Source organism: uncultured Desulfosarcina sp. (genome assembly GCF_963664155.2).
Taxonomy (GTDB): domain Bacteria; phylum Desulfobacterota; class Desulfobacteria; order Desulfobacterales; family Desulfosarcinaceae; genus Desulfosarcina.
The window spans coordinates 1730539-1751659 of record NZ_CAXXXH010000001.1; the positions used below are offsets into that span (position 1 = coordinate 1730539).

Annotated in this window: 21 protein-coding genes and 1 pseudogene; 1 reads left to right on the plus strand and 21 read right to left on the minus strand. The window is 49.2% G+C overall.

Annotated features, from left to right (window positions below; genetic code table 11):
* Positions 1–41: 41 nt before the first annotated feature.
* The 5 genes from ACHZBS_RS07830 to ACHZBS_RS07850 all read right to left on the minus strand — a co-directional run bounded on the left by ACHZBS_RS07830 (position 42) and on the right by ACHZBS_RS07850 (position 2235).
* A complete protein-coding gene (locus ACHZBS_RS07830) occupies positions 42–350 on the minus strand; it encodes a hypothetical protein (protein WP_319405944.1) in 309 nt (102 codons plus the stop codon).
* Positions 351–585: 235 nt separating this feature from the next.
* On the minus strand, positions 586–972 hold the full coding sequence (locus ACHZBS_RS07835; RefSeq protein ID WP_319405945.1) for an ACT domain-containing protein: 387 nt from the start codon (positions 970–972) through the stop codon (positions 586–588).
* Between the two features lie 78 nt (positions 973–1050).
* A complete protein-coding gene (locus ACHZBS_RS07840) occupies positions 1051–1182 on the minus strand; it encodes a hypothetical protein (RefSeq protein ID WP_319405946.1) in 132 nt (43 codons plus the stop codon).
* Complete coding sequence (locus tag ACHZBS_RS07845; protein ID WP_319405947.1) at positions 1179–1736, minus strand: MerR family transcriptional regulator; 558 nt, start codon at positions 1734–1736, stop codon at positions 1179–1181. Before ACHZBS_RS07845 ends, ACHZBS_RS07840 begins: the two co-directional genes overlap by 4 nt.
* Positions 1714–2235 carry a hypothetical protein gene (locus ACHZBS_RS07850; RefSeq protein ID WP_319405948.1) on the minus strand — a complete coding sequence of 174 codons (522 nt, stop codon included), beginning with the start codon at positions 2233–2235 and terminating at the stop codon, positions 1714–1716. The genes ACHZBS_RS07845 and ACHZBS_RS07850 overlap by 23 nt, the downstream gene beginning before the upstream one ends.
* Positions 2236–2721: 486 nt before the next feature.
* On the opposite strand from ACHZBS_RS07850, the gene ACHZBS_RS07855 reads away from it, so the two are divergent.
* Positions 2722–3273 (plus strand): DJ-1 family glyoxalase III, encoded by a 552-nt coding sequence (locus ACHZBS_RS07855; protein ID WP_319405949.1) that lies wholly within the window; start codon positions 2722–2724, stop codon positions 3271–3273.
* A 178-nt stretch (positions 3274–3451) separates the two neighbouring features.
* Here ACHZBS_RS07855 and ACHZBS_RS07860 read toward each other — a convergent pair whose 3' ends face one another.
* From ACHZBS_RS07860 to ACHZBS_RS07935, 16 genes and pseudogenes are all read right to left on the minus strand, one after another.
* Complete coding sequence (locus tag ACHZBS_RS07860) at positions 3452–3772, minus strand: hypothetical protein (RefSeq protein ID WP_319405950.1); 321 nt, start codon at positions 3770–3772, stop codon at positions 3452–3454.
* Positions 3773–4100: 328 nt separating this feature from the next.
* Positions 4101–4505 (minus strand): annotated as a pseudogene (locus ACHZBS_RS07865) (transposase); the annotation flags it as partial.
* 175 nt (positions 4506–4680) lie between these two features.
* The gene (gene wecB / locus ACHZBS_RS07870) at positions 4681–5817 is read right to left on the minus strand and encodes a non-hydrolyzing UDP-N-acetylglucosamine 2-epimerase (protein WP_319405951.1); all 1137 of its coding nucleotides are present in this window, start codon (positions 5815–5817) and stop codon (positions 4681–4683) included.
* A gap of 93 nt (positions 5818–5910) precedes the next feature.
* Positions 5911–7182: a hypothetical protein gene (locus ACHZBS_RS07875; RefSeq protein ID WP_319405952.1), complete on the minus strand. Its 1272-nt coding sequence runs from the start codon at positions 7180–7182 to the stop codon at positions 5911–5913.
* 295 nt (positions 7183–7477) lie between these two features.
* Positions 7478–8509, minus strand: coding sequence for a GDP-L-fucose synthase (locus tag ACHZBS_RS07880; protein ID WP_319405953.1), 1032 nt, complete (start codon positions 8507–8509; stop codon positions 7478–7480).
* A gap of 206 nt (positions 8510–8715) precedes the next feature.
* Positions 8716–8943, minus strand: coding sequence for a four helix bundle protein (locus ACHZBS_RS07885; protein WP_394707973.1), 228 nt, complete (start codon positions 8941–8943; stop codon positions 8716–8718).
* A gap of 65 nt (positions 8944–9008) precedes the next feature.
* The gene (gmd, locus tag ACHZBS_RS07890) at positions 9009–10094 is read right to left on the minus strand and encodes a GDP-mannose 4,6-dehydratase (RefSeq protein ID WP_319405954.1); all 1086 of its coding nucleotides are present in this window, start codon (positions 10092–10094) and stop codon (positions 9009–9011) included.
* Positions 10095–10108: 14 nt separating this feature from the next.
* Positions 10109–11368 carry a polysaccharide biosynthesis tyrosine autokinase gene (locus tag ACHZBS_RS07895; RefSeq protein WP_319405955.1) on the minus strand — a complete coding sequence of 420 codons (1260 nt, stop codon included), beginning with the start codon at positions 11366–11368 and terminating at the stop codon, positions 10109–10111.
* Positions 11369–11395: 27 nt separating this feature from the next.
* Positions 11396–13168, minus strand: a complete 1773-nt coding sequence (locus ACHZBS_RS07900; RefSeq protein WP_319405956.1) for a Wzz/FepE/Etk N-terminal domain-containing protein — start codon at positions 13166–13168, stop codon at positions 11396–11398.
* 239 nt (positions 13169–13407) lie between these two features.
* On the minus strand, positions 13408–13962 hold the full coding sequence (locus ACHZBS_RS07905) for a polysaccharide biosynthesis/export family protein (RefSeq protein ID WP_319405957.1): 555 nt from the start codon (positions 13960–13962) through the stop codon (positions 13408–13410).
* An 87-nt stretch (positions 13963–14049) separates the two neighbouring features.
* Positions 14050–15687 carry an MraY family glycosyltransferase gene (locus tag ACHZBS_RS07910; protein ID WP_319405958.1) on the minus strand — a complete coding sequence of 546 codons (1638 nt, stop codon included), beginning with the start codon at positions 15685–15687 and terminating at the stop codon, positions 14050–14052.
* Between the two features lie 442 nt (positions 15688–16129).
* Positions 16130–16951, minus strand: a complete 822-nt coding sequence (locus ACHZBS_RS07915; protein ID WP_319405959.1) for a hypothetical protein — start codon at positions 16949–16951, stop codon at positions 16130–16132.
* Between the two features lie 43 nt (positions 16952–16994).
* Positions 16995–18119 carry a Gfo/Idh/MocA family oxidoreductase gene (locus ACHZBS_RS07920; RefSeq protein WP_319405960.1) on the minus strand — a complete coding sequence of 375 codons (1125 nt, stop codon included), beginning with the start codon at positions 18117–18119 and terminating at the stop codon, positions 16995–16997.
* A gap of 65 nt (positions 18120–18184) precedes the next feature.
* Complete coding sequence (locus ACHZBS_RS07925) at positions 18185–18988, minus strand: WecB/TagA/CpsF family glycosyltransferase (protein WP_319405961.1); 804 nt, start codon at positions 18986–18988, stop codon at positions 18185–18187.
* Positions 18989–20182 (minus strand): glycosyltransferase family 4 protein, encoded by a 1194-nt coding sequence (locus ACHZBS_RS07930; RefSeq protein WP_319405962.1) that lies wholly within the window; start codon positions 20180–20182, stop codon positions 18989–18991.
* A gap of 26 nt (positions 20183–20208) precedes the next feature.
* Positions 20209–21015, minus strand: coding sequence for a sulfotransferase family 2 domain-containing protein (locus ACHZBS_RS07935; RefSeq protein ID WP_324292400.1), 807 nt, complete (start codon positions 21013–21015; stop codon positions 20209–20211).
* Positions 21016–21121: the final 106 nt, after the last annotated feature.

The window sequence follows — 21121 nt, forward strand, 5'->3', positions numbered from 1 at the left end:
ACCCTGCCTATCATCATCTGAAATTTTTTGGTTGGTTTTTCTTAAGTTTTCTTTCTTCCCAATCCGGCCAGACCAATCAGGCCACTGCCCAGTAAAAGAATGGTAACCGGATCGAAAAGTTGACCACGTGTCATTGAAGACGTATCGCCACTATTTTGTGAATTGACTATCTGCTTGAAGCCGAATCCGAAATTTGAAATCACGTCAACATCATTGACCGAAGCAAGTGTGTCCGTAGCAATACTGCCGCTTATATCTTGGGATGCGCTCGGAGGGGCTTCGAAATAAAATAAGTCAAAAATGAATATCGCCACTATTACGATTAAGAAGGAAAAGATTTTATTCATCATTAGCCCCTTTCTTTGAAGCTAATAGTTATGCATTATCTGTTGGCATAATTATAAGCAAAAGGGGTGCCGAAAGCATCGAACAGATAAATTAATAAAAAAATCAATAGGTAAAGAAATTTAAAAGAAATGAAAAACAAAAAATAAGAATAAATTTACATAGTATTATATGTAATTTGATTCCCACTAAGAAATTCATTACCCAATAAGTAAGGGAGGCGAAATTCGGTTTCTGACGCTATCGAACGGTATGTCCGAAGGCGCTTAAAACAGAAACAGCTTGTTTCAGATCATTCTTTTTCACCAGCACATAGTCCGTATCAAAAGTGGACACGGCAAAAATAGAAATCCCAACATCGGACAACGGCCCAATCACGGCCAGCAGGATGCCGGTAAGAGAAAAATCAAAGGGGCCTTCGATTTTCAGGACACGAAAGCCGCGCTCCGCACGAACCGTGTCCGGCACCACCCCGTCCAGGCAGACGATAGACAGTTCGTCCGCCGTACGGGTAATGGAAACAAGGCCTTTTGTCGGCGCCCAATGTGGGATGCCGGCGTCAGGCGCCAGTTGGCACACCGAGAAGGAATCCTCTAAAACCGATAGATTCAGTTGAATGTTTCTCATGGTCGGATTCCAACTCCTTTAAAATAAAGTATAGCAGAAACGAAATAGATTGGCGATTCCCCCTGATTCCATGTGACTTCAAATAACCAGGCAATAACCCTCGTGGAAATAGGGTGCAAACACCTGGGTCACATAGTGGGCGCGACTCAGGTTCTTCGGCCCCACCCCGGTTTTCACTTGGTAGAACCGGGTTTTTTCCAGGTGTCTCAATCGCTGTTTTCCGCGGCCCATAATCGGATCTCGGCAATTTCGGTGGCATCGATGCCTAATGATTCCAGAAAGTCCTGGTGCGCCTCGGGAGACATGCGTTCAAAGGCCACGTGCCATTGCCCCATGGCCGCATCGTCCAGTCCGGCGGCGCGCAGGACGGCCACCCATCGCTGCTTGTCCATCACACGGGTACCGGCTATAACCGATTTATCCTTCAACAGCTCGACGATGGTCTGCTGCTGGGAGCGAAGGTCGTGGATCTCTCGGTTCAATGCCTCCAACCGTCGCTCCAGGGCCTTGACCGTCTTTTGCCGGGGAGCAGCCAGAACCGACTCGATCGTTTCCAGGGACATGCCCGTGCGTCGATAACGGCAGATCTGCTCCAGTCGCATTCGATCGGCGTCACTATATTCCCGGTAATTGGCCCCGGTCCTCCCCGAGGGCCGCAGCAGGCCGATGCGGTCGTAGTACAACAGGGTACTTCGGGACAGCCGAAACAGCCGCGCCAGCTGAGAAATGCGGTAAACGGACTCAATGGCTTTCTTTTTCGCCATAGGGATGGGTCTCGAGGTGAAGGTCGGCCATTTTAAGCATGGCTCCGGTTTTCAAATAGTGACCGAGCATTTCTTCGATCGCCCCTTTTTCCGACTGGAACGCATCGTCGGTCAGCCCCCTGATCCACTGGTTGCCCGGTTCGCTCAGGCCGGTATAGGTATGGGTCCAGGTGACGATGGAGGTCCCTCCCGCCGGGGTCAAGGCCACATCCAGCCGGTTGACTTTAAAATCGGGCACCACACGGATGAATTCAATGGCCCGATCTTTTTCATACCGGCACACGATCCAGGTTTCCCGACCGCCCTGGGCTGGGAAATTCGTGCTGAACACCGCATTTTTTTCTGCCACGCCGCTTGCGGAAAAGACCATATCACAGGACCAGGGCTCGATCCATTCATATTCCCTTATGGGGCATAGCAGCGGGAACACAACGGCGGGCTCGGCACACAGGTTCATGGTATATCTTTTTACCACACGTTCTGCTTTGAATGCTGCCATTGCAGGCCTCCCTTGTATTGAGTTATTTGAAGATGAATCAAGGTTGATAAATTCTGCATAAGCCCTCACGTTGCGACAGTCAAAGCGCTAACAAATTGATTTAATAAATATAATCAATTTGTGAATCATGCTTGGCCATTTTCTTATTCAACATCAGGGTAAACCGTTAAGCGGTAGACGGGTCAAGGATTGATTGAAGACTCCCCGCAAGGAAAAAAATCGATTTTCAGTGCGCTCGCTAACCCCGCCGCAAGCCGCGGGGAATGCGCTTGCTGTTACGGTTCAGCATACTTAAAGATCTCCATCACGACGCCCGAAACATCCGCCGTCTCTTTTGGTACGAAATTCAGCCAACCGGAAATAGAAGTCATTCTACCGATACTGGTATTCCACAATGTACCGCGGATATCTTTCAATGCTTGCCGGAGCGGTGTATACTCGACTGAGCGACCACGTCCCTTTCGCTAAAAAATATAGGAGCCCACTATGCACAAAACCGTATTGGTACCCGTGGCCGACGGCACCGAAGAGTTGGAAGCGGTGGCCATCATCGACGTGCTTCGCCGAGCCGGCGCAACCGTAACGGTGGCGTCGGTATCCGGCGCTCGCCAGATCACGGCTTCCCGCGGTGTGGTCATCGTTGCCGACGCACTGATCGAAAACTGCGTGGAGATGAATTACGACCTGGTCGTTCTGCCCGGCGGCATTCCCGGCGCTGAGCACCTGCGAGATTCTGCGGACCTGACTTGCATCTTAAAGCGTCAACAAGAAGAAAAGCGCCTGTATGGGGCGATATGCGCCAGCCCGGCCGTGGTTCTGGAACATCACGGGCTACTGAAGGGTCGCCAGGCCACCTGCCATCCTGGTTTTGTCGACCGGCTTGCGACGAGGGACCGGGTCAATGCCCGCGTCGTGGTAGACGGCAACTGTCTCACCAGCCGTGGGCCGGGAACCGCCGTCGAGTTTGCCCTGGCGTTGGTGGAGCGGCTCTACGGCAAGGACAAACGTGAGGAAGTGGCCACGCCCATGGTGATATAGCAAAAAGGCGCCATTCGTAAAGATGGTGTTTTTTGATAAAGGAGGTTGTGGCAAAAACATCGGTACCAAGATCAGGAAAAACCCTTGCTCTTGCAAAGCCTAAAAACACAAAACCCCGACAACCGCCGGGGTTTTGTTTACTACTTTCTTTTGCCGTTCAGGGTCAGACACTCACACACTATTTTCCATAAACAACCATATAATTGCTGCGAGTTTCGTTAGATGCCCCCGGTCCGTAGTTACCACCTAAATCGACACAAGCTCCGGCATTAAACATCTTTCGGTACAACTTCAGATACGGCTGTGTACTCAGCGATGTTGTAATTTTATCAGCCGAGCGCAATTCCCAACTGCTTAGCCAATTTGGTATCGAAGATGACCGGCTGTCAAAGAGCACATACACCCAATAACTGACCGGATTGGTAAAGCGCATATATCCGCTGGCTGCGCTGTTTTTAAGTTCATCATTGGGCGTTTGAATTAACGTGCGCCCGAGCATCCAGTCTGGAACGCCACCCGTGATAAAGTAGTGTCGGTCAGTTTAGGTATATGCCCCAACAGCCATCTAAGATTTGAGCCTGTTCTTTAAAAACATCCTTCCGTGGTATGTTTTTATATACTTTTCTCGGTGGGTGGCATCCTCTTGGCTTAAGCAGGCTTCATAGTATATCAATCGCAGAGGAAGACGATCCTTTGTTGAGTCAACGTAAGCGTCCTATAAACCCCATCTTCTCAAGCCAAAAAAATCTGTCATGATAGGCAAAATATTTGGGAGGGCCATCTTGAACAGCCGGGGAACAACGATCATTGAGGAGAAAAAGGAAGAATCAGTGGCGAATGGAGGCCAGAGTTTCCCGGTCGATATTTTTCGGCAAAAGCGCCCGATAGTCCTCCGCCGTCTTGGCAAAGGGCAGTTTTGCAAACAAGTAACGAAGATAGGCATAAGGCTCAAGCCCGTTGGCCTTGGCGGTTTCGATCAGGCTGAAGAAGGTTGCGCTGGCATCCGCTCACCTGGGGGCTCCCGAAAACAGCCAGTTCTTTCTGCCCAGCACAAATGGACGAATGGCGTTTTCAGCAACATTGTTGTCGAGTTTCAGAAACCCGGCGTCGATATAAACAACCAATTTATCCCATTGGTTCAGGCAGTATTGGATCGCTTTGCCCAAAAGGCTCTTCGGGGGGACTTGTGGATGATAGGTGTCCAACCAGATCCTGAACCGGTCCAGTACCGGCTTGGCCTTCAGAAAACAAAACCCCGACAGATGGCAGCGCTGTCGGGGTTTTGTTTAGCTTTATTTTGTGGGGCAGTTGGCTTTGAAGCTCAGTCTAAAAGGAACGCCGGCCGGGGATGCGACAAGCAATATAAACACCCTCAGTTGTTCTTTATCGATCAGGTGATGATAGAAGTTAACTTAGCTTGCGGATAGTATCCACGATGCGTCCTGCCGTATGCCCATCCCAAAGCTCAGGCACAACATGGGTTTTCATATCCCCCGAGACGATTCTTTCTATGCGACGTTGCAGGTTTTCTATGGTGCACAGCTGATTGGTGCCCTGGTCCACCGTAACCGGCCGTTCCGTATTGGGCCGCATGGTTAAACAGGGGATGCCCAGATATGTGGTCTCTTCCTGTATACCTCCTGAGTCCGTAATGACGAAGTGGCAGTTAAATACCAGATTCATAAATCGGATATAATTCATGGGCTCCGTGAGGATGATCCGCTCTGCGGCCCGAAGCGTGTTCATCAATCCAAAGGTGTCGAGATTCTTTCTCGTCCGAGGATGAATGGGGAAGACAAGTGGGGTTTTTTGTGAGGCACCAACCAACAATCGACACAAGGTTTTCAGGTTGGCCGGGGAATCCACATTGGACGGTCGATGAAGCGTAATCAAACCATAGCCGCCCCTGGTCAACCCCAACTCGCTGAATGCGTCGGCCTTTTCTATTTTATCACGCATCATTTCGAGGGAATCGATCATGATGTTGCCGACATTATTAATTTTTTCCCTTGTCACGCCCTCTCGCAGGAGGTTTTCCACGGCATCTGCGGAAGGCGTCCACAGGATGTCGGCCAAGGTGTCAGTAACCAACCGGTTTATCTCTTCGGGCATGGATCGATCCTTCGAACGCAGCCCGGCTTCCAAATGGGCCACCACGGGTCGGAGAGGGTCGCCTGGCTGTCGGGCGGGCCGCTGTGATGCCGACGGATAAACCAGTTTGCTCGCAGCAATGGTGCAGGCCATGGTAGAATTGACGTCTCCTACAACGACGACCAGCGCCGGCCTTTCTTTCTGAAGCACCTTTTCATAGGCGATCATCACGCTGCCGGTCTGCTCGGCATGGCTTCCGCTGCCGATTCCCAGATGGATGTGGGGATCCGGCAGTTCCAGGTCCCTGAAAAAAGCGTCCGACATATTGATGTCGTAATGCTGGCCGGTATGAACGATCACCGGATCGGCCCACGCCTCCTTTTTAAGGGCGTGAAAAAGCGGGGCAATCTTCATAAAGTTGGGTCGGGCCGCAGCGATCAAATGAATTTTCATGGTAAATGACGGGCCTTTTATGTTCGCATCAGTAAAAGCTTATTACGGAGGTGTGTCTAAAACGCAAAGTTGGCGTCGGATTGGGTCACCAGTTTACAGCAGCATCGGCAACTCATACCTGAACTCAATCCAGGCTCTGTTCCGCTCAAGGGTATCCTCACTTTCGACCAGATCTTTCGAGCTGTTTTGATAGGTGTATCGCAGATATACCTTGAAGTCCTCGGTCAATCGGTAGAACAAGAACGGTTCAACCATATAGTATCGGTTGTCCTCCACACCGCCTTGGCTGCTGAAAAGATCGTAGCTTAATACCAGCCGCCCGTTTATACCCAGGCCGAACCGCTCGGTCAGCAGATAATCGTACCTCAGGTGGAAATTGTCCACGTTGACATCCGTCCCGTCCACAAGCGTCGCCAGGTCGTGGTAGTATTCAAACGTGGTTGTCGATACGATTCCCTTGCGGGTCAGGTTGAAGCGGGCCAAGGCGCCCCAGTTGTTTTCATCGTTGCCATCCTTGTCTTTCACGTTCGTGTAGCGTGCACCGATGGAGGCATAGGTATTGGTTATGTCGCTCCAATCGCGAATCCAACCGAGGTCGAGCGAGACGTAATCGGTGTCGTTGAGATCGTTTTTACGCTTATAGTAGGAGGGGCCGATTAAGAGCACGTCCTGCTGGGTTTTCAAGCGATGGCGATACCGCAGGCTAATCCGATGCTTGTCGTAATCGGAAAAGGCGTCATCCGAATATCGGGCTGTTTCGTAAATGTAATCGGTATCGATGGAGGAAATGGTGGATATGTCGTATGAAATTCCGCCCTTAGCGAAACCGTATTCCCGGTCGATCCGCTCGACCACCCGGCCGGTCTCCTCGAGGTAGGTGTTCAAGGTCGTGTCGTTGTAAAAGCGTAACTCCGTGCGGGCATCCCAGCGCTGCCCGAGACGGTGGTTGCCCTCGAGGCGGTAGTATTGATTCACCCGGTTCAGGTCGCTTTCATCCAGGTAGCTGAGGATATCGAAATCGGCTTTCAGCAGCAATGACGAGAGCAGCGATTGATAATCCAGTTCAACGCCCGGTTCGATGCTGACAACGGAAGAGTCGACTTTGTCTTCTTTTGTATAAAATATATTGTCATCGTATCCGCCGGACACGCCGAGCTTCGGAACCACCCGCCACTCCGCGGCAAGAATGGGGGTGGCAAGGCAAGTCCACATGAAAACCATGATAAAAAACAATCGGGGACCGGTCCGCAAGGGCCGGTTTTGGTTGAGGCCGTTCATGATGGTAAAGCGGGTGTCGGGACACCTGCACAGCGAATGCCCCGTTGCCAGTTGCCGGTCGTCTGAACCTTTTGTTTTAATCATCATAAGCAGCCACCCTCCATTCGATCTTCTGTGTAGATCCACGATAAAACCGTTAATGTTGAGCCAACACAACTCGCTTAGCACATGCCAATGGGAAAAGCGAATAATCGGTTAATTTATTCACCCCTTGCCAACGTATTGATGTGAAATACGGTTGCCAGACAATTTGTTTATCGAAAACGCCTCCCTGGAAGACTCCCCTCGAGGTGGCGTTGTTGCCGGCGACGCTCACGGGTCACGCGGGTATAAAAAAGGCGACAAACCTGAATTCAGCAGGACCAGGATGCGAATGGCGCCATCAAACATGTTCCCTGTACCACTGATAGGTCATTCGAACACCGTCTGCCAAACCGATGGTTGACTGCCACCCCAACTCACGCAACCGGGTCACATCCAATAATTTCTGTGGGGTACCGTCCGGCTTTGAGGTATCGAACGTCAGCGTTCCCTTGAAGCCGACCACGTCCCGGATGATCTCTGCCAACTCACGGATCGTGTTGTCCACACCGCTGCCGATATTGACGTAACATGGGCGCGGGTAACTGAAAAAATGATCTGACGCGGTGTTCTCATCCAGGTTAATGATGGATACACAGGCATCGGCCATGTCATCCACATGGAGGAATTCCCGCCGCGGCGCCCCGGATCCCCAAACCACAACCGCTGGTTTGCCATCCCGTTTCGCCTCATGGAACTTGCGAATCAGCGCCGGGAGCACGTGGGAGGTCTCCAGATCAAAATTGTCGTTGGCGCCGTAAAGGTTGGTGGGCATCACGGCCATGAACCGGGTGCCATACTGCCGGTTGTAAGCCTGGCACATCTTGATTCCGGCAATCTTAGCGATGGCATAGGGCTCGTTGGTGGGTTCCAAGGGCCCGGTCAGCAAGTGGTCCTCTTTCAAGGGCTGAGGCGCCAGTTTGGGGTAAATGCAGGAAGATCCCAAAAACAGCAGCCGATTCACATCGTTTTGATGGGCAGCATGGATAAGGTTGTTTTGAATGGCCAGGTTTTCGTAAATAAATTGAGCCGGATACGTATTGTTCGCCTGGATGCCGCCGACCTTCGCTGCAGCGATGAAAACATACTCCGGCCTCTCCGCCTGGAACATCGTGTTCACCGCTGCCTGGTCGGTCAGGTTCACTTTCAAGAGTTTGACCGCATCGGTAATTTTTGTTTTGTCCCGGTTTTTCAGGAAAGTGGCCGCATCAGGCCGGCGTGAATGGTAGCTGCCTGAAATATTCATGTATCCCATGGCAAGCAGCCGCCGAATAATCGCGCTGCCCACCATGCCTGCGGCACCGGCGACAAAAATCTTAGCATGCTTAGCCATGGTGCGGGCCTGAGTGCTGAGTGCTGAGCACTGAGTTGCTTTATCGGAGTAAGTCATTTTTTAGCATCGAGTAATTTCTGTATTGAAAATCTGAGGCCGCCGATGATCCTGGTAACTTCTGTAGATAGATCCATGAGCGCATTAAAGTCTTACCCAGAAAGATAGCCCACATCCTTAGCGATATACAACTGAGATCAGACTTCAGCTCAGGATCCTTTGGCAATCACAAGGAAATGATGGAACTCGGGCCGACTCCCGCTTTCGAATCCCTCGGCAATATTGGACATGACGGAAACACTGGCTCGTCTTATCTGGTCTCTGAGGCCAAAATCCCTAGCAAAGGAGCCATCACCGGTATGGAGGTATATTAGGCGTGTCAACTCGCGCGCCTTCTGCCAGGCAATCAAATCCTCAAATCGTTCTATTCTACCCACGGTCTTCAGCCCTAAGTCCGGATAGCGTTGTCCTCATCCATCAGTCCTCAGCACTCAGCACTTAACTATTCCTGACGCTGGTTGACCTTGAACCCGGCCCGCTGGACGAGTTCATCCCGTTTGGCCTCTTCCAGGTCAGCATGAACCATTTCCTTGACCAGCTCCCCGAAGGAAATGCTGGGTGACCAGCCCAGTTTTTCTTTCGCTTTGGTCGGATCGCCAAGCAGGGTCTCCACCTCGGTAGGCCGAAAGTACACCGGATCCACTGCGACGATTATTTTGCCGTTGGCCATGTTGATGCCGCGTTCCTGGATACCTTCACCTTCCCATTTGATGGCGATGCCCAGTTCGGTTGCCGCCTGAACGATAAATTCGCGGACCGAATGCTGCTCTCCGGTGGCAATGACGAAGTCGTCCGGTTCCTCCTGCTGCAGCATGAGCCACTGCATCTTCACATAATCCCTGGCATGCCCCCAGTCACGCAGGGCATTGAGGTTGCCGATGAACAAGCATTCCTGCAACCCCAGATAGATACGCGACAAGGCCCGGGTTATCTTTCTGGTGACAAATGTTTCGCCCCGGATGGGCGACTCGTGATTGAACAGGATGCCGTTGCAGGCATAAATGTGGTAAGCCTCCCGGTAGTTGACCGTAATCCAGTAAGCATAGAGTTTGGCACAGGCATAAGGAGACCGGGGATAAAAGGGGGTCTTTTCGGTTTGCGGCACCTCCTGCACATTGCCGTACAGTTCCGAAGTGGATGCCTGGTAAAAGCGGGTTTTATTCTCGAGGCCCAGCAGGCGGATACCTTCTAAAATCCGCATGGTTCCCAATGCATCCGCATCAGCCGTGTATTCGGGGGTTTCAAAAGAAACCTGAACATGGCTCTGCGCAGCCAGATTATAAACCTCGTCCGGCTTAACCTGCTGCAGGATCCGGATGAGATTGGTCGCATCGGTCAAATCCCCGTAATGGAGAATCATCCTGCGGTCTTTTTCATGGGGATCTTTGTACAAATGATCGATCCTGTCGGTGTTGAACAGGGAGGCCCGGCGTTTGATACCGTGGACCTCGTACCCCTTTTCCAGCAAAAATTCTGCCAGGTAGGCGCCGTCTTGTCCGGTGATACCGGTAATAAGTGCTTTTTTCATAACAGTTAGATGCCTTATCCCCTGTTCTTGTTCAATACGACACCCAGGATATTAACCTCTTTAAGCAGGTTCATCATTTTTTTCAGGTCTTCGGCAGATGTCTTTTCCACTTCAACTACCGGCAGCACACCATCTACATAACGCGAGAGGATCATTGCATCCGGATAGGGTAACATCGCAGGGCCATCAACAATCACCAGGCGATCGGATGGATAGCGGCTCTTTATCTCTGACATCATCACTTCCATCCGGCCGGAGTTCAAAAGCTCCGAAGAGTTGTTTGCCGGCCTTCCCCCGGGAATCAAGGTGAGCCTATCGATTCCCGGATTGATCAGAATATCCGATATTTCAACGTCACCATTCAGATAGTCGATAAGGCCTTTATCAACTTTCAAAGAGAAAAACTCGGTGGAAAAGGCCGTGTGGTGCTGGGTGGGTTTCCTGATGTCCGCATCGATAATCAGGACCGTGCGATTGAACTCTTTTGCAATGCTCACCCCGAGGTTGATACTGGTGAATGTTTTCCCCTCATAAGGGTTCGCACTGGTGACCAGAATGCTATTCCCACCGATATCCTTTAATTTTTTAAGAACCTGCCCGCGTAATATTTTTATCTGGTTGGTCGTCTCAATATCGTCGTCAAAAATAGAGAATATTTTATTTTCCCTCAGTTTTTCGGGATCATTCGCCTGCACCCTTGTCTTGGAATATCTAACCCGTACTTCCTTTTTAGCCGTCGAATCAACGGCTTCGGGCGACTTCAGTTCAATTGGCGTGACCTCGGGTTCGGGGGAAAGATGCCGGACCGAAAAGGTCCGGGGTGATGGATCCGGCTTTACCAGCGCAACATTCATTGGGTCGGGTTTTCGATTTGGATCGGCCTCCGGAACCGACATGGAATTCACCGGTGGCCTCACCGTTTCCAGTTTTGAAGAGGCATCGTCGGGCTGCAACCGCCGCGCCACCTGATGCGCCGGCCTGTCCGCGACGGCTTGATCTACTGATTCCACGCCTAAGGGAGAAGGAGTAATGGCGGGCGACGGGTCCGCGTGCACCGCCGTTTGCATTTCCCCCGGGGGGACGGCCGGTGGTTTGCCCGATCGCCCATGATCAGGCGCCGGCTGTTGACGATCCGCCGCTGGTGCCGGCTTGGTTTTGGCCGGTGGCGCAACCGGTTCCGCATTCGACGGCACACGGTCAGTTGCCGGTTGTCGAATCGGCCTGTTCAGGTTTTCTTTTTCCGCTTTTTCAAGTGCTTTGAAAAATTTTCCCATTTCATATCCAATTAGGTGAAAATGTGATTACAGACTTTTTGACTCTTGCTTGATGGGGATGCCCATTTCTACCAACCGGTTTTCGACAGTTGTCCATATATGGTCCAGGGGCACCACGAATCGATCCACCAGGAATGACCCAAACAAAATGATCCCCAAGATCCAGGAGGCCAGCACTAATCGTTTTTTCCGGCGCAGGCGCTGCTGTTCGGGTGTATCGTAATAGGAGACGGTCGCCAGTACGGGAACGTCCAATATGCTCTCTATCTCCTCGGTGGCTTTGATTGACGTATCCATGGTCTCCTTCAGGGCCGTCAAGCCTACCGCGGTCCCCATAGCGAGCAGGAATCCCAGCAGGATAATGATGGGTCGGTTGGGTTTATACGGGCTATCCGGCAAAAAGGCTGGAGAATCGATATGGAATCGCGCACCTTGGCCCGATGCGTTCATCTCCTGGGCAATCCTGGCGTTGTGCAGCTTGTTCGAAGCCTCGTTGAACTTTATTCGCGCATTCTGGTAATCCAGGGTGAGCTTGTTGTATTCTTCGTCGATGAAGGGGGCCCTCTCGAGTCTATTTTGGTAATCCTCAAGTTTCTCCGTCACCTTTTTCCGCTCAGCCTTCAATGCGTTAATTTCAGACTCCGCCACGATAATCTGGGCTTTAATATTCATGTATCCCGGGTTGTCGGACTGTTCATCCGACGATGGTCTTTTTGCACCGCCGGTCCCCTCTTGACCGATCTGCTCTTTGAGCAAGGCGGCTTCCTTCGAATATCTGACGACATCCGGGTGCTTGTCCCCATACTTGGCTTTCAGCTCGATTATTTTCTTTTCAATGAAATTCAGCCGGTTCAGTTTTTCGACGGAGGAATCGGTTTCGCCCACCTGGGCTTCCAGCTCGCTGATTTCACTTTTTAATTTGATGATGTCCGGGTGCTTGTCGGAAAGATTGGACTGCATGCTGAGCAACTGGAGCCGGAGATATTTCAAGCGGTTGTTGGGATTGTTGGCCACTTTGCCGGTTTCGGTCAATATCGGCACCATGGGGTCGATATTGGCGATCTGGCTTTTCAGATAGACGATTTTATCCTGGGTCGTTTGTAATTTGGCCTCGATATTGTCAAGGTCCTGTTCCAATCGAAAGATGGTCTGGGTAAAGACCGTCGTCGATCCGGGGAGCTGGTCGATGTTGGCAGCCTTGAATTGACTGATTTTTTCCTCATTGATCTGGACCTGGCGCCGGAGATCCTCCAGTTCTTTCTCGATGAAACTGGTCGTGGTAACCGCCTGCATCTCACGGGTGCGCTGGTCCTCTTCGAGGAACAGGTTGGCCAGGATATTGGTGATTTCCTTGGCTTTTTTCGGGTCACGGTGCGCATAGGACAAGTTGAAGGCGATCGTAGCCGACGCATTAAACCGCGATTTTCTGTCACTCAGCGACACATCGATCGTTTCCAGCAAAATATCCTTGCGCATCTCCTGGACCATCTCGCTGTTCTGACTCAGGTCCGGATAAAGGTCGTGTTCCCGGATGATCTTCAACAACTTGCCATGGCTCAGGATCTTGCGCCGCATCATCTCCAGGCGTTCGCTGACGTAGGAGGTCACCGTCGATTTGACGTAATCTTCAGGAATCTCCTGGTTTTCAACGATGATCATAACGGTTGACTGGTAGACCGGCGGCAAGGAAACGGCGACGATAACGCCGGTCAGAAAAATCAGCAGAAAGGACGTAAGCAACAGTCCTTTCCGACGGCGTACAATGGCTTTTAATTCCTGTTTACTAAACTCGACTGACATTAATGCTTACCTCAATTTACGCATATGATAAAAGAAACCACCATCCGGTGGGTGCCGATCATCTCGCGGATCATTGTCCGGCGGCCGAAAAAAACAATGTGCCAATAACGGTGCTATTCGGCTGCGACGTGTATTGATTTCTAACTCACAACGCACGGTTGGCGATTTTGTACCTGTATTGTCGGCGCCTAATTCTAAAACGCTTTACGGCATTACAGGGTGTTCGACGACAGGATGGATCAGGGCACGACAAGGACATCCCCGCGTTTAAGGACAATATCCTGCTCCAAGTTGTTGCCCTTCAGCACTTCTTTGTAGTCAAACCCGATTTTTTCAATCTTCTTGCCCTGATACCGCAGAATATGGATATCGCGTTCCGCGGCAAATGGCGTCAGCCCCCCAGCCTTTGCGAGCAGCTGCATTACCCGGCTTTCCAGCGTAATATCGAACTCCCCGGGACTTTTAACCTGCCCGATCACATAAGCTTTCAGACTGTTTATCTCTTTCAGGATGACCGAAACCGACGCATCAGGGACGTATTCCGCCAATCGTTTCTTGATGGTTTCACGAATCTGGGCCACGGACATATTCGCCACGTTGACATCACCGATTAAGGGAAACGACAAGATGCCATCCGGCGGAACCACAATTTCGCGGCTAAGCGTTTCATCTCTCCAGACGGAAATTTCCAGACGATCGCCGGGACCAACGAAGTATGTTTCGGCATGAAGCGGGGAACAGACTACCATTGCTATCAGAAATGTGAACGCAGCTATAAATGGTTTATTGTGCATGATGCCTCCTGAACTTAAGCCTACCCTGAAATGGTTAATTATGTACCAGAAATTCAGGATATTCAATATTTTAAAAAACGACCACCGTCACATGTAAAGCACCAGGACCTTAATGCCCAGCAGAATAACCGCAGCCGAGATCGGGAGAACAAACGATTTTCGCCTGAGTTCCCCGATCAATACTTCATAGCTATAGAACAGGATGACGGTTTTTGCGGCAACGAGTCCCAGACGGAAGTCCGAAAATGTGGTGTCGGGCAAATTGGGAATCAAAAGAATAACAAATATGACCAGAAAATCCATCGGAGAGCTTTTAAAGCCCCTGGTTCTTCGGGTCAGTTTCATGGTTAACAAGACGGACATCAACAGGATCAGGTACGACAAATTGTAGAGTGCGATAAATGCCGGGGACATCAGCAGATAGACGCTTTGATCACATCTGTATATTAAAAACGGCGTCAACAGGAACAAACCGAATTTCAGGAACCGGCCAAAAACCTGTTTGCTCAGGATCAAGGCAAAAACCAGCAACCCCAATAGACCGGCTGAATAAAGCAGTCGATATTCGGCCTCCGGCGTCGGAACCAGGACATTGAACAGGAGGATCAGGGGAACGCCGTACTTAACCATCCTGAAGGACACTTTAATGATCCGGCCACGATCCTTGAGCGGCTTCAACCGCATTTTTATCGGGTTCACTAAAGTGTCCCGGTTGATGCGGTATCCCGTCCTTCTGACAAGATGAAAGGATCCGACAACGACCACCGAAAAACACAGGTAGCTTCCCAGCAGCAGCCAATCGTTTGAGCTTGGGAAAATAACAGCAACTAAAATCAAGGCTGCCTGGGCAACATAAATGGTCAACACGGCTTCCGTGTGAAAAAAACCCATGGTCATCAATTGGTGATGAAAATGGGTCCGGTCTGCGGCAAACGGGGAACAGCCCTTGGCAAGCCGCCGGAACATGACCGTCAACGTATCCATGATGGGAACGCCCAGCAGAATCATCGGAACGATGGGGCTCAAATGCGCGTTTTGCTGGGTCAAGGTGATGGACAAGACAATGGCGACAAATCCAAGGAACTGGCTTCCTGCATCACCCATGAACAGCTGTGCGGGGTGGCTGTTAAATCTCAGGAAACCCAGCACGGAGCCGCCGACCGCAATGGAAATCAGGACGAACAGCATGTTCTTTTCAGAACCGCTTAGATATCCGATACCAATGAATATCAGCAGCGCGATACCCCCTGCCAGCCCGTCCAGGCCATCCGACAGGTTGGTGGCATTGGTGACCCCCACAATGACGAAGGCCGTCAACGGGATTGCCGCCCAATCCGGCAGCATCATGCCGGCCGGCAAGAAATCACCCAAATCACTGATCTTTACCCCGCCCACCAGAATGGCCACCATGGCGGCCGCCAGTTGACCGGCAAGTTTCGTATGCGGCTTTAAATCGTTGATGTCATCGGCCATGCCGAACAAAACAATGATCAGCGTCCCGATCAGCAGTCCTTTGATGAACGGGGTCATGGGCACCCAGAGGACAATCGGTGTCATGGCGCCCACCGCCATGGCCATGCCGCCGCACCGAGGCATCAGGCCCTCATGAATTTTACGACTATCCGGCTCGTCCACTGCCTGCAACTTGCAGGCAAGCGCCCTGGCATAAGGCATCAGGACAACCGTAAGGATAATCGAAATCAGCAATGTGGTTAATAGTAACATTTATCTCTTTGGAGCAGAAAATCACCTGTGGATTAGCCCGGCTTTAGGATCTCAACAAGCGATGCCAGTTTTCAATCCGCTGGCTCATGTTAAATACGCATCATAATTAAAGCAAATGTATTAAAGCAAATGTGATGCCTTATGTTCAACAATCTTTTTAAAAATAATTTCTATGGGTTGCGTTTTTTAAAATTATGGCAGCCTCTGAAAGTGTGAAATAAAGGTACTACTTATGAAAAAGAATCCATTGAATCGCCCCGGTGTCATCTAATTCGGAACTGAACCGGCGCCATGCCGTCGATGGATCGCAGCCCCTCGTTCAACTCTAAAGTCGGCCATTATCTTTGGGGGGTATATCTTATCGTTGCCGCTTCAGCATGATTGTGAATGCAATGCGAAACAGGCAGTCGTTATCGCTATGGGATCGGATATCTGGTCCCAATCAACCGGACCCTTCAATCAACGCTTTTGTGTGCTGGATGTGCTGTCGGCTGGAGGCGCCAAATACAACTGCCTGAATGGCGGCCTGTTGATTGATGTATTCGACGGCCGCTTCAGGATTTACGGCACCGGATGCCAGAATTGACATGGCCACGGGCCTGAACTGCTTTTCTCTTAGCGTTTTTTCGTATGATTCCTTATCCGGATTCATAAAGTATCCCGCTTTGTTGATTGCCGTGCACACCACGGGGTTTTCGATTCCGCAGTCAAACAGGAAATCAACCAGTTTGGGCATATTCATGGTGACAAAACCAGGTTCGATATCGTAGGTTTTCTTCACGTAGGTCGCAAAGCCGGTAAAGACCTCTTTTACACCAAAACCAAGCATCAGATCCGTCACAATGTTCTGCAGGAAAAGCACCTTGATGTTGAGGCCTCGGAATATCTTCATCTCAATATCCACAAGCATTTCCATGACCTTGATCATATCTTTCTCAAAGAGCAGGCTCCCGCCCTTTGAGATGAGGCCGGCGACATTAGAAAAGGAGTTGTCGGCAAGGATAGTGTCTTTCAACGTGGAAAATATGCCCTTTTCAGCCACGGCATTGGCGTATTTATGGGCGTAAGGGATTGAAGGGTAGAGATTCAGGCCGGCATATCTTTCCGGGTTCCGGCGAAGGTGGTCGCAAATATCCCGGGATTTTTCATGGCTGTTGAGCATAAAGCCCCTGATCCCGCAATCGTAGGCAATATCGATTACATCTATAATCGACTGAATCTCCCGGAATCTTTCGGACAATGCCTGGGCTTTTTCTTCAGACATGTGATTGATCCCGAAAAACTGATTGTCACCAAAAATAACGCGATCAAGCATGTTTAGTCCCCATTCGTTTGGATATTTTCTTCCAAAAAGACGGCTTGGAAGATAAGCCGGTAACCGTCGGAGGTGCATCCGGTTGAAGCGTTCCCGGATTTGCAACTGATGCCGCATCAATCGTGATCTTATCCATCAGCACGTCGGTTTCGTGGCCTTCGGAAAAACCGGCAGGGTTGTCTACTTTTCTTTCCAGTATGGCGTCCACGAAGTAATCCAGCTGGCGGGTGAATTCATTGCCCCTCACGTAAACGCGGACGCTGCGGGCAAAATCCGTTATGTATCGCGTATTCCACCCTTCGTGAAACCCTATTTGTGGCTGATCTTCCTTCAGGAATATCTTGAAAGCGTGCTTGTCCGCGATGATTTTCCCCCGGCTGCCGAAAAAAGAGACTATATTGGCCGGCTTCCGAAAGGATTCATCGCTCCAGTTGACGGTGACGGTACCGGATAGGCCGGAATCATATATCAACGTCGAGGTCACCATGTCCTCGACGTGCGAGGAATAAATACTTTTCAAGACACTGCCGGCAACACGATCAGGCTGCCCCAAAAAGTAAACCACCAGATCGAGGCAATGGGATGCAAATTCATACATGCACCCCCCACCGGATTTTCGTTTACTCCGCCAGGTCGCATTTGAACCCTTCAGTACCGTCGCACCATACATCTCCGAGGTGAAACTTTTGAGGTCGCCGATCGCGCCGCTGTCCAAAAGCCGCTTAACCTCGACAAACACTTCATTAAACCGATTGACATATCCCACCTGGTTGACCAGTTGTCGCTTTTCAGCCAGGGCAACCACCGCCCCGCTTTCAGCCGGTGTCATCGCCAGCGGTTTTTCGGTAAAGACGTGGATGCCATGCGCCAAGGCAAAATTGATCACCTCGGCATGGGAATCCGTTGGTGTTGAAACAACAACGAAATCCAACGGAGTGTTCTCTATCATCTGACGATAGTCGGAAAAGGTGTCCACCGACAGGTACTTGTCCAGTATGTTCCGCATGGTCTTGGATGTATCTGCGATGGCCAATACTTTCACTGATGGGTGTGTATTGAGAATCGAGTAGTGGGTTATGCCCATTCTACCCATTCCGATGAAACCAGCATTCAACATAGTTGATAAACTCCCTGCGTTTGGTAAAGTAATTTAGTGTCCTCCAGGGGTTGATGCCTTTTCGATCATCCGGTCCGGTTCAAGGCGGCTTTGATTACCTGGGGAAAAATTAAAGCACTGTAGATGTTTCTGCGAATCATTCTGGGTTCGAACACGACCCGATAAAGCCACTCCAAACCTAAATCTCTGTAAACTTTGGGTGCTCTCTTAATGGTTCCTGCGTGGAAATCAAACGCCGCCCCAACGCCAATCATCCATTTTGCATTTAACCGGGTGCGATGCCGGGCAATCCAGCGTTCCTGTTTCAGGAGGCCTAATCCAACCCAAAGGATATCAGGGTTGGATTGATTGATCATATCGATGATTTTTTTCTCTTCTTGATGGGTTAATTCTCTGAATGGCGGCGAATAGGTGCCGGCAGCAATCATACCGGCATATCTATCACTAAATTTAGAAACTAAGCGTTCAGGAACACCGGGCTTGCCTCCATAAAAAAAATGGCTCCATTTGCGGGAGATGCCAAATTCACAGCATTTCAGCATAAGGTCCGGCCCATGCAACCTTGGAATCTCAAGACCAAGCAGCTTGGCTGCAAAAACAAGTCCAACGCCGTCACAACATGAAAAATTGGCATTTTGAATGTAGGACATGTGGGCAGGTATTTTAAGTGCATGATAAACGGACTCGGTGTTGGTTATGGAAACATAGTTGCCCGCTTCCTGATTAAGAATGGATTTTTCCATGTTTGCCAGGATGGCTGTGGTAGGCAGGCAGGTGAAGGGGACATCAATAAACTTAACAGTTTCATGCTTGCTAATATTATTTTGTTTCATTCCAAACACCGCATTAGAAATCAGTTCCTTGGACATTTAATTCGGATTATCCGTTTCAGAATAGTTCATGTGTCTTTTTACTACTTCAGCCAGGCAAGCCTCGAGGTTTTTCGATAGAAGACGCCAATCATAATAACGCTCGGCAGTCTGTCTTGCGTTAAATCCAAGCTCTTTTGACATCGTCTCATCTGACAACAGAATCAGGGTTTTTTCTGAAAGGTCTTCAGGGTTTTCGCTCGCTAAAAGACCGATTTTATGTTTTTCAAAAAGTGCGACCAGATCGCCAGTTTTATTGGAAACAGTCGGCCTTCCGGCAGCCATGTAGTCACCAATTTTGTTTGGCCATCTTCCCTTATTAACGGTTTTGTCCGAAAAGGGAAAAATGAAAACATCAATTGCGGGCAATAAGCGCGTATACTTATCATAAGATAAAAAGCCGAATTCAACAACTCGATCAGGAGCATTTAACTGCTTTCTGATCCTCGGATCAAAAGTCGCCCCTGTCGTTACAAGCAACACATCCTTTCTTGCTTTTTGAACCTGGTTAATGGTCTCTATCAGAAGGCGTATATCATAATGGGTTCCTGCAGTATATCCGATAATTTTCTGGTCCATGGGAAGGTTGAATTTCTTCCTGACATTTTTTTTGGGTAATGGTTTGATCATGTCGATTTCAGCCCCCCCCGGGATATATACAATGTCAGCTTCCGGAACTCCGATTCGGACCGCCTTTTCTTTAAGCCAGGTGGAAATGACGATCAATTTTTCTGCTATTTTTTTACTCTTGCATTCAGTAAAATTTTCGTAAGGACCAATCAAGTTTTGGAGTTTCCGAGGTCTCAGACTTAGTGAACCACCTTCGCCATGGAGATCGGTCCATTCGGCAATCAAAGGGATGTGAAGAAGATATTTTGCGAACAAGGATGGATAAAAAACCGCTGGCCTATGATCAAAGCTTTCGACAATGTCAAAGTTGGTTCGATTTATTAATAAGAAAATACATCGTAAAAAAGTATCTATTGGGCCCAATCCACCATTTCGAATTCTTTTGCCCATTGGGTCAGGCATGCATATGACTTCGACGCCATCGATAATTTCTTTTTTAGGCCTCAGGATATGGATAGGAGCTGACGTTAAAATGACAACAGAGTGGCCAAAGCGCACCAAATTCTTTGCGAAATTTAAGCACCTGATGTAGGTTCCTTTGCCTTTGATGTTATGGTTTAACATTAATATTTTCATTAGGTAAGCTTTGCCTATTGTTTGCGAATGCGAAACATGTTTTCCCAAAATAAATATTTAATTATTTTGAACATGAAATGGTTTATCTTGCTTTTTGAACCACCATTGTTCGATTTTTTGAATTCAATCAGCTCATTTTCACTGATATAACCAAATTCATTTTGATATCTTGTGAACAGATTCGTCTCAACAAAATCAAAAAGACGCAAATCCAATTCATTTTTATTACGCAACTTATCGAGCGATTCTTTATTATCAGGATTGTCAAGAATCTCAGAAGCACTAATTTTTGAAGAGCGTTTCTTTTCATATCGAATATCAAGGTTTCCTACCAATAATCGTTTGAGTATCAACAACGATTTGTCAAACGAATCGGTCGTCCCGACAAAAAAATAGCCTGATTTTAGTATTGTCTTTGCATTTGAAAGGTTTTCGCTCCCAGAAATAAACCGGGTTTGAAAATTACTCAAAATAGGATCAGTGTACTTCTCTGATACCCAATCCCGGAATTTTATTGCTGGATTTTCATAACGCTGAATATGGAAATATAGAGAGATGATTCTTAATATGGGGTCTCTTAGAAAAACAGTAAATTTAAAACTAGGAAATTTTGATTTGATTTCATCTGAAAAACGAAGGCGGTGCCCCGATAAACTCCGAATCTGTCCGACAAATACCGAGTTTAGTGGAAAGAGATTAGGTTGAACAATTAAAGTTCTTGGATCCAGCGGAATATCAACATGTCGGAATGAATAGTTGTTGATCAATATATGGCGAAACGTGGTTCCGCCTGTTTTTGGTATGTGCGTTAAACAGATCATTCGCGTTCCGATGTAATTATATCGATAAAATTTCAGGTGGTTGATACATATAAATGCCCTAAAATCCACTTTTCGATAAAATGGTTTGAAAAAAAACTTGACCGAT

Bases quoted from the DNA above. Each gene is read 5' to 3' on its own strand.
- ACHZBS_RS07830 (WP_319405944.1), bottom strand. From the start codon at position 350: ATGATGAATAAAATCTTTTCCTTCTTAATCGTAATAGTGGCGATATTC.
- ACHZBS_RS07835 (WP_319405945.1), bottom strand. From the start codon at position 972: ATGAGAAACATTCAACTGAATCTATCGGTTTTAGAGGATTCCTTCTCG.
- ACHZBS_RS07845 (WP_319405947.1), bottom strand. From the start codon at position 1,736: ATGGCGAAAAAGAAAGCCATTGAGTCCGTTTACCGCATTTCTCAGCTG.
- ACHZBS_RS07850 (WP_319405948.1), bottom strand. From the start codon at position 2,235: ATGGCAGCATTCAAAGCAGAACGTGTGGTAAAAAGATATACCATGAAC.
- ACHZBS_RS07855 (WP_319405949.1), top strand. From the start codon at position 2,722: ATGCACAAAACCGTATTGGTACCCGTGGCCGACGGCACCGAAGAGTTG.
- ACHZBS_RS07860 (WP_319405950.1), bottom strand. From the start codon at position 3,772: ATGCTCGGGCGCACGTTAATTCAAACGCCCAATGATGAACTTAAAAAC.
- wecB (WP_319405951.1), bottom strand. From the start codon at position 5,817: ATGAAAATTCATTTGATCGCTGCGGCCCGACCCAACTTTATGAAGATT.
- ACHZBS_RS07875 (WP_319405952.1), bottom strand. From the start codon at position 7,182: ATGATGATTAAAACAAAAGGTTCAGACGACCGGCAACTGGCAACGGGG.
- ACHZBS_RS07880 (WP_319405953.1), bottom strand. From the start codon at position 8,509: ATGGCTAAGCATGCTAAGATTTTTGTCGCCGGTGCCGCAGGCATGGTG.
- gmd (WP_319405954.1), bottom strand. From the start codon at position 10,094: ATGAAAAAAGCACTTATTACCGGTATCACCGGACAAGACGGCGCCTAC.
- ACHZBS_RS07895 (WP_319405955.1), bottom strand. From the start codon at position 11,368: ATGGGAAAATTTTTCAAAGCACTTGAAAAAGCGGAAAAAGAAAACCTG.
- ACHZBS_RS07900 (WP_319405956.1), bottom strand. From the start codon at position 13,168: ATGTCAGTCGAGTTTAGTAAACAGGAATTAAAAGCCATTGTACGCCGT.
- ACHZBS_RS07905 (WP_319405957.1), bottom strand. From the start codon at position 13,962: ATGCACAATAAACCATTTATAGCTGCGTTCACATTTCTGATAGCAATG.
- ACHZBS_RS07910 (WP_319405958.1), bottom strand. From the start codon at position 15,687: ATGTTACTATTAACCACATTGCTGATTTCGATTATCCTTACGGTTGTC.
- ACHZBS_RS07915 (WP_319405959.1), bottom strand. From the start codon at position 16,951: ATGTCTGAAGAAAAAGCCCAGGCATTGTCCGAAAGATTCCGGGAGATT.
- ACHZBS_RS07920 (WP_319405960.1), bottom strand. From the start codon at position 18,119: ATGTTGAATGCTGGTTTCATCGGAATGGGTAGAATGGGCATAACCCAC.
- ACHZBS_RS07925 (WP_319405961.1), bottom strand. From the start codon at position 18,988: ATGTCCAAGGAACTGATTTCTAATGCGGTGTTTGGAATGAAACAAAAT.
- ACHZBS_RS07930 (WP_319405962.1), bottom strand. From the start codon at position 20,182: ATGTTAAACCATAACATCAAAGGCAAAGGAACCTACATCAGGTGCTTA.
- ACHZBS_RS07935 (WP_324292400.1), bottom strand. From the start codon at position 21,015: ATGATCTGTTTAACGCACATACCAAAAACAGGCGGAACCACGTTTCGC.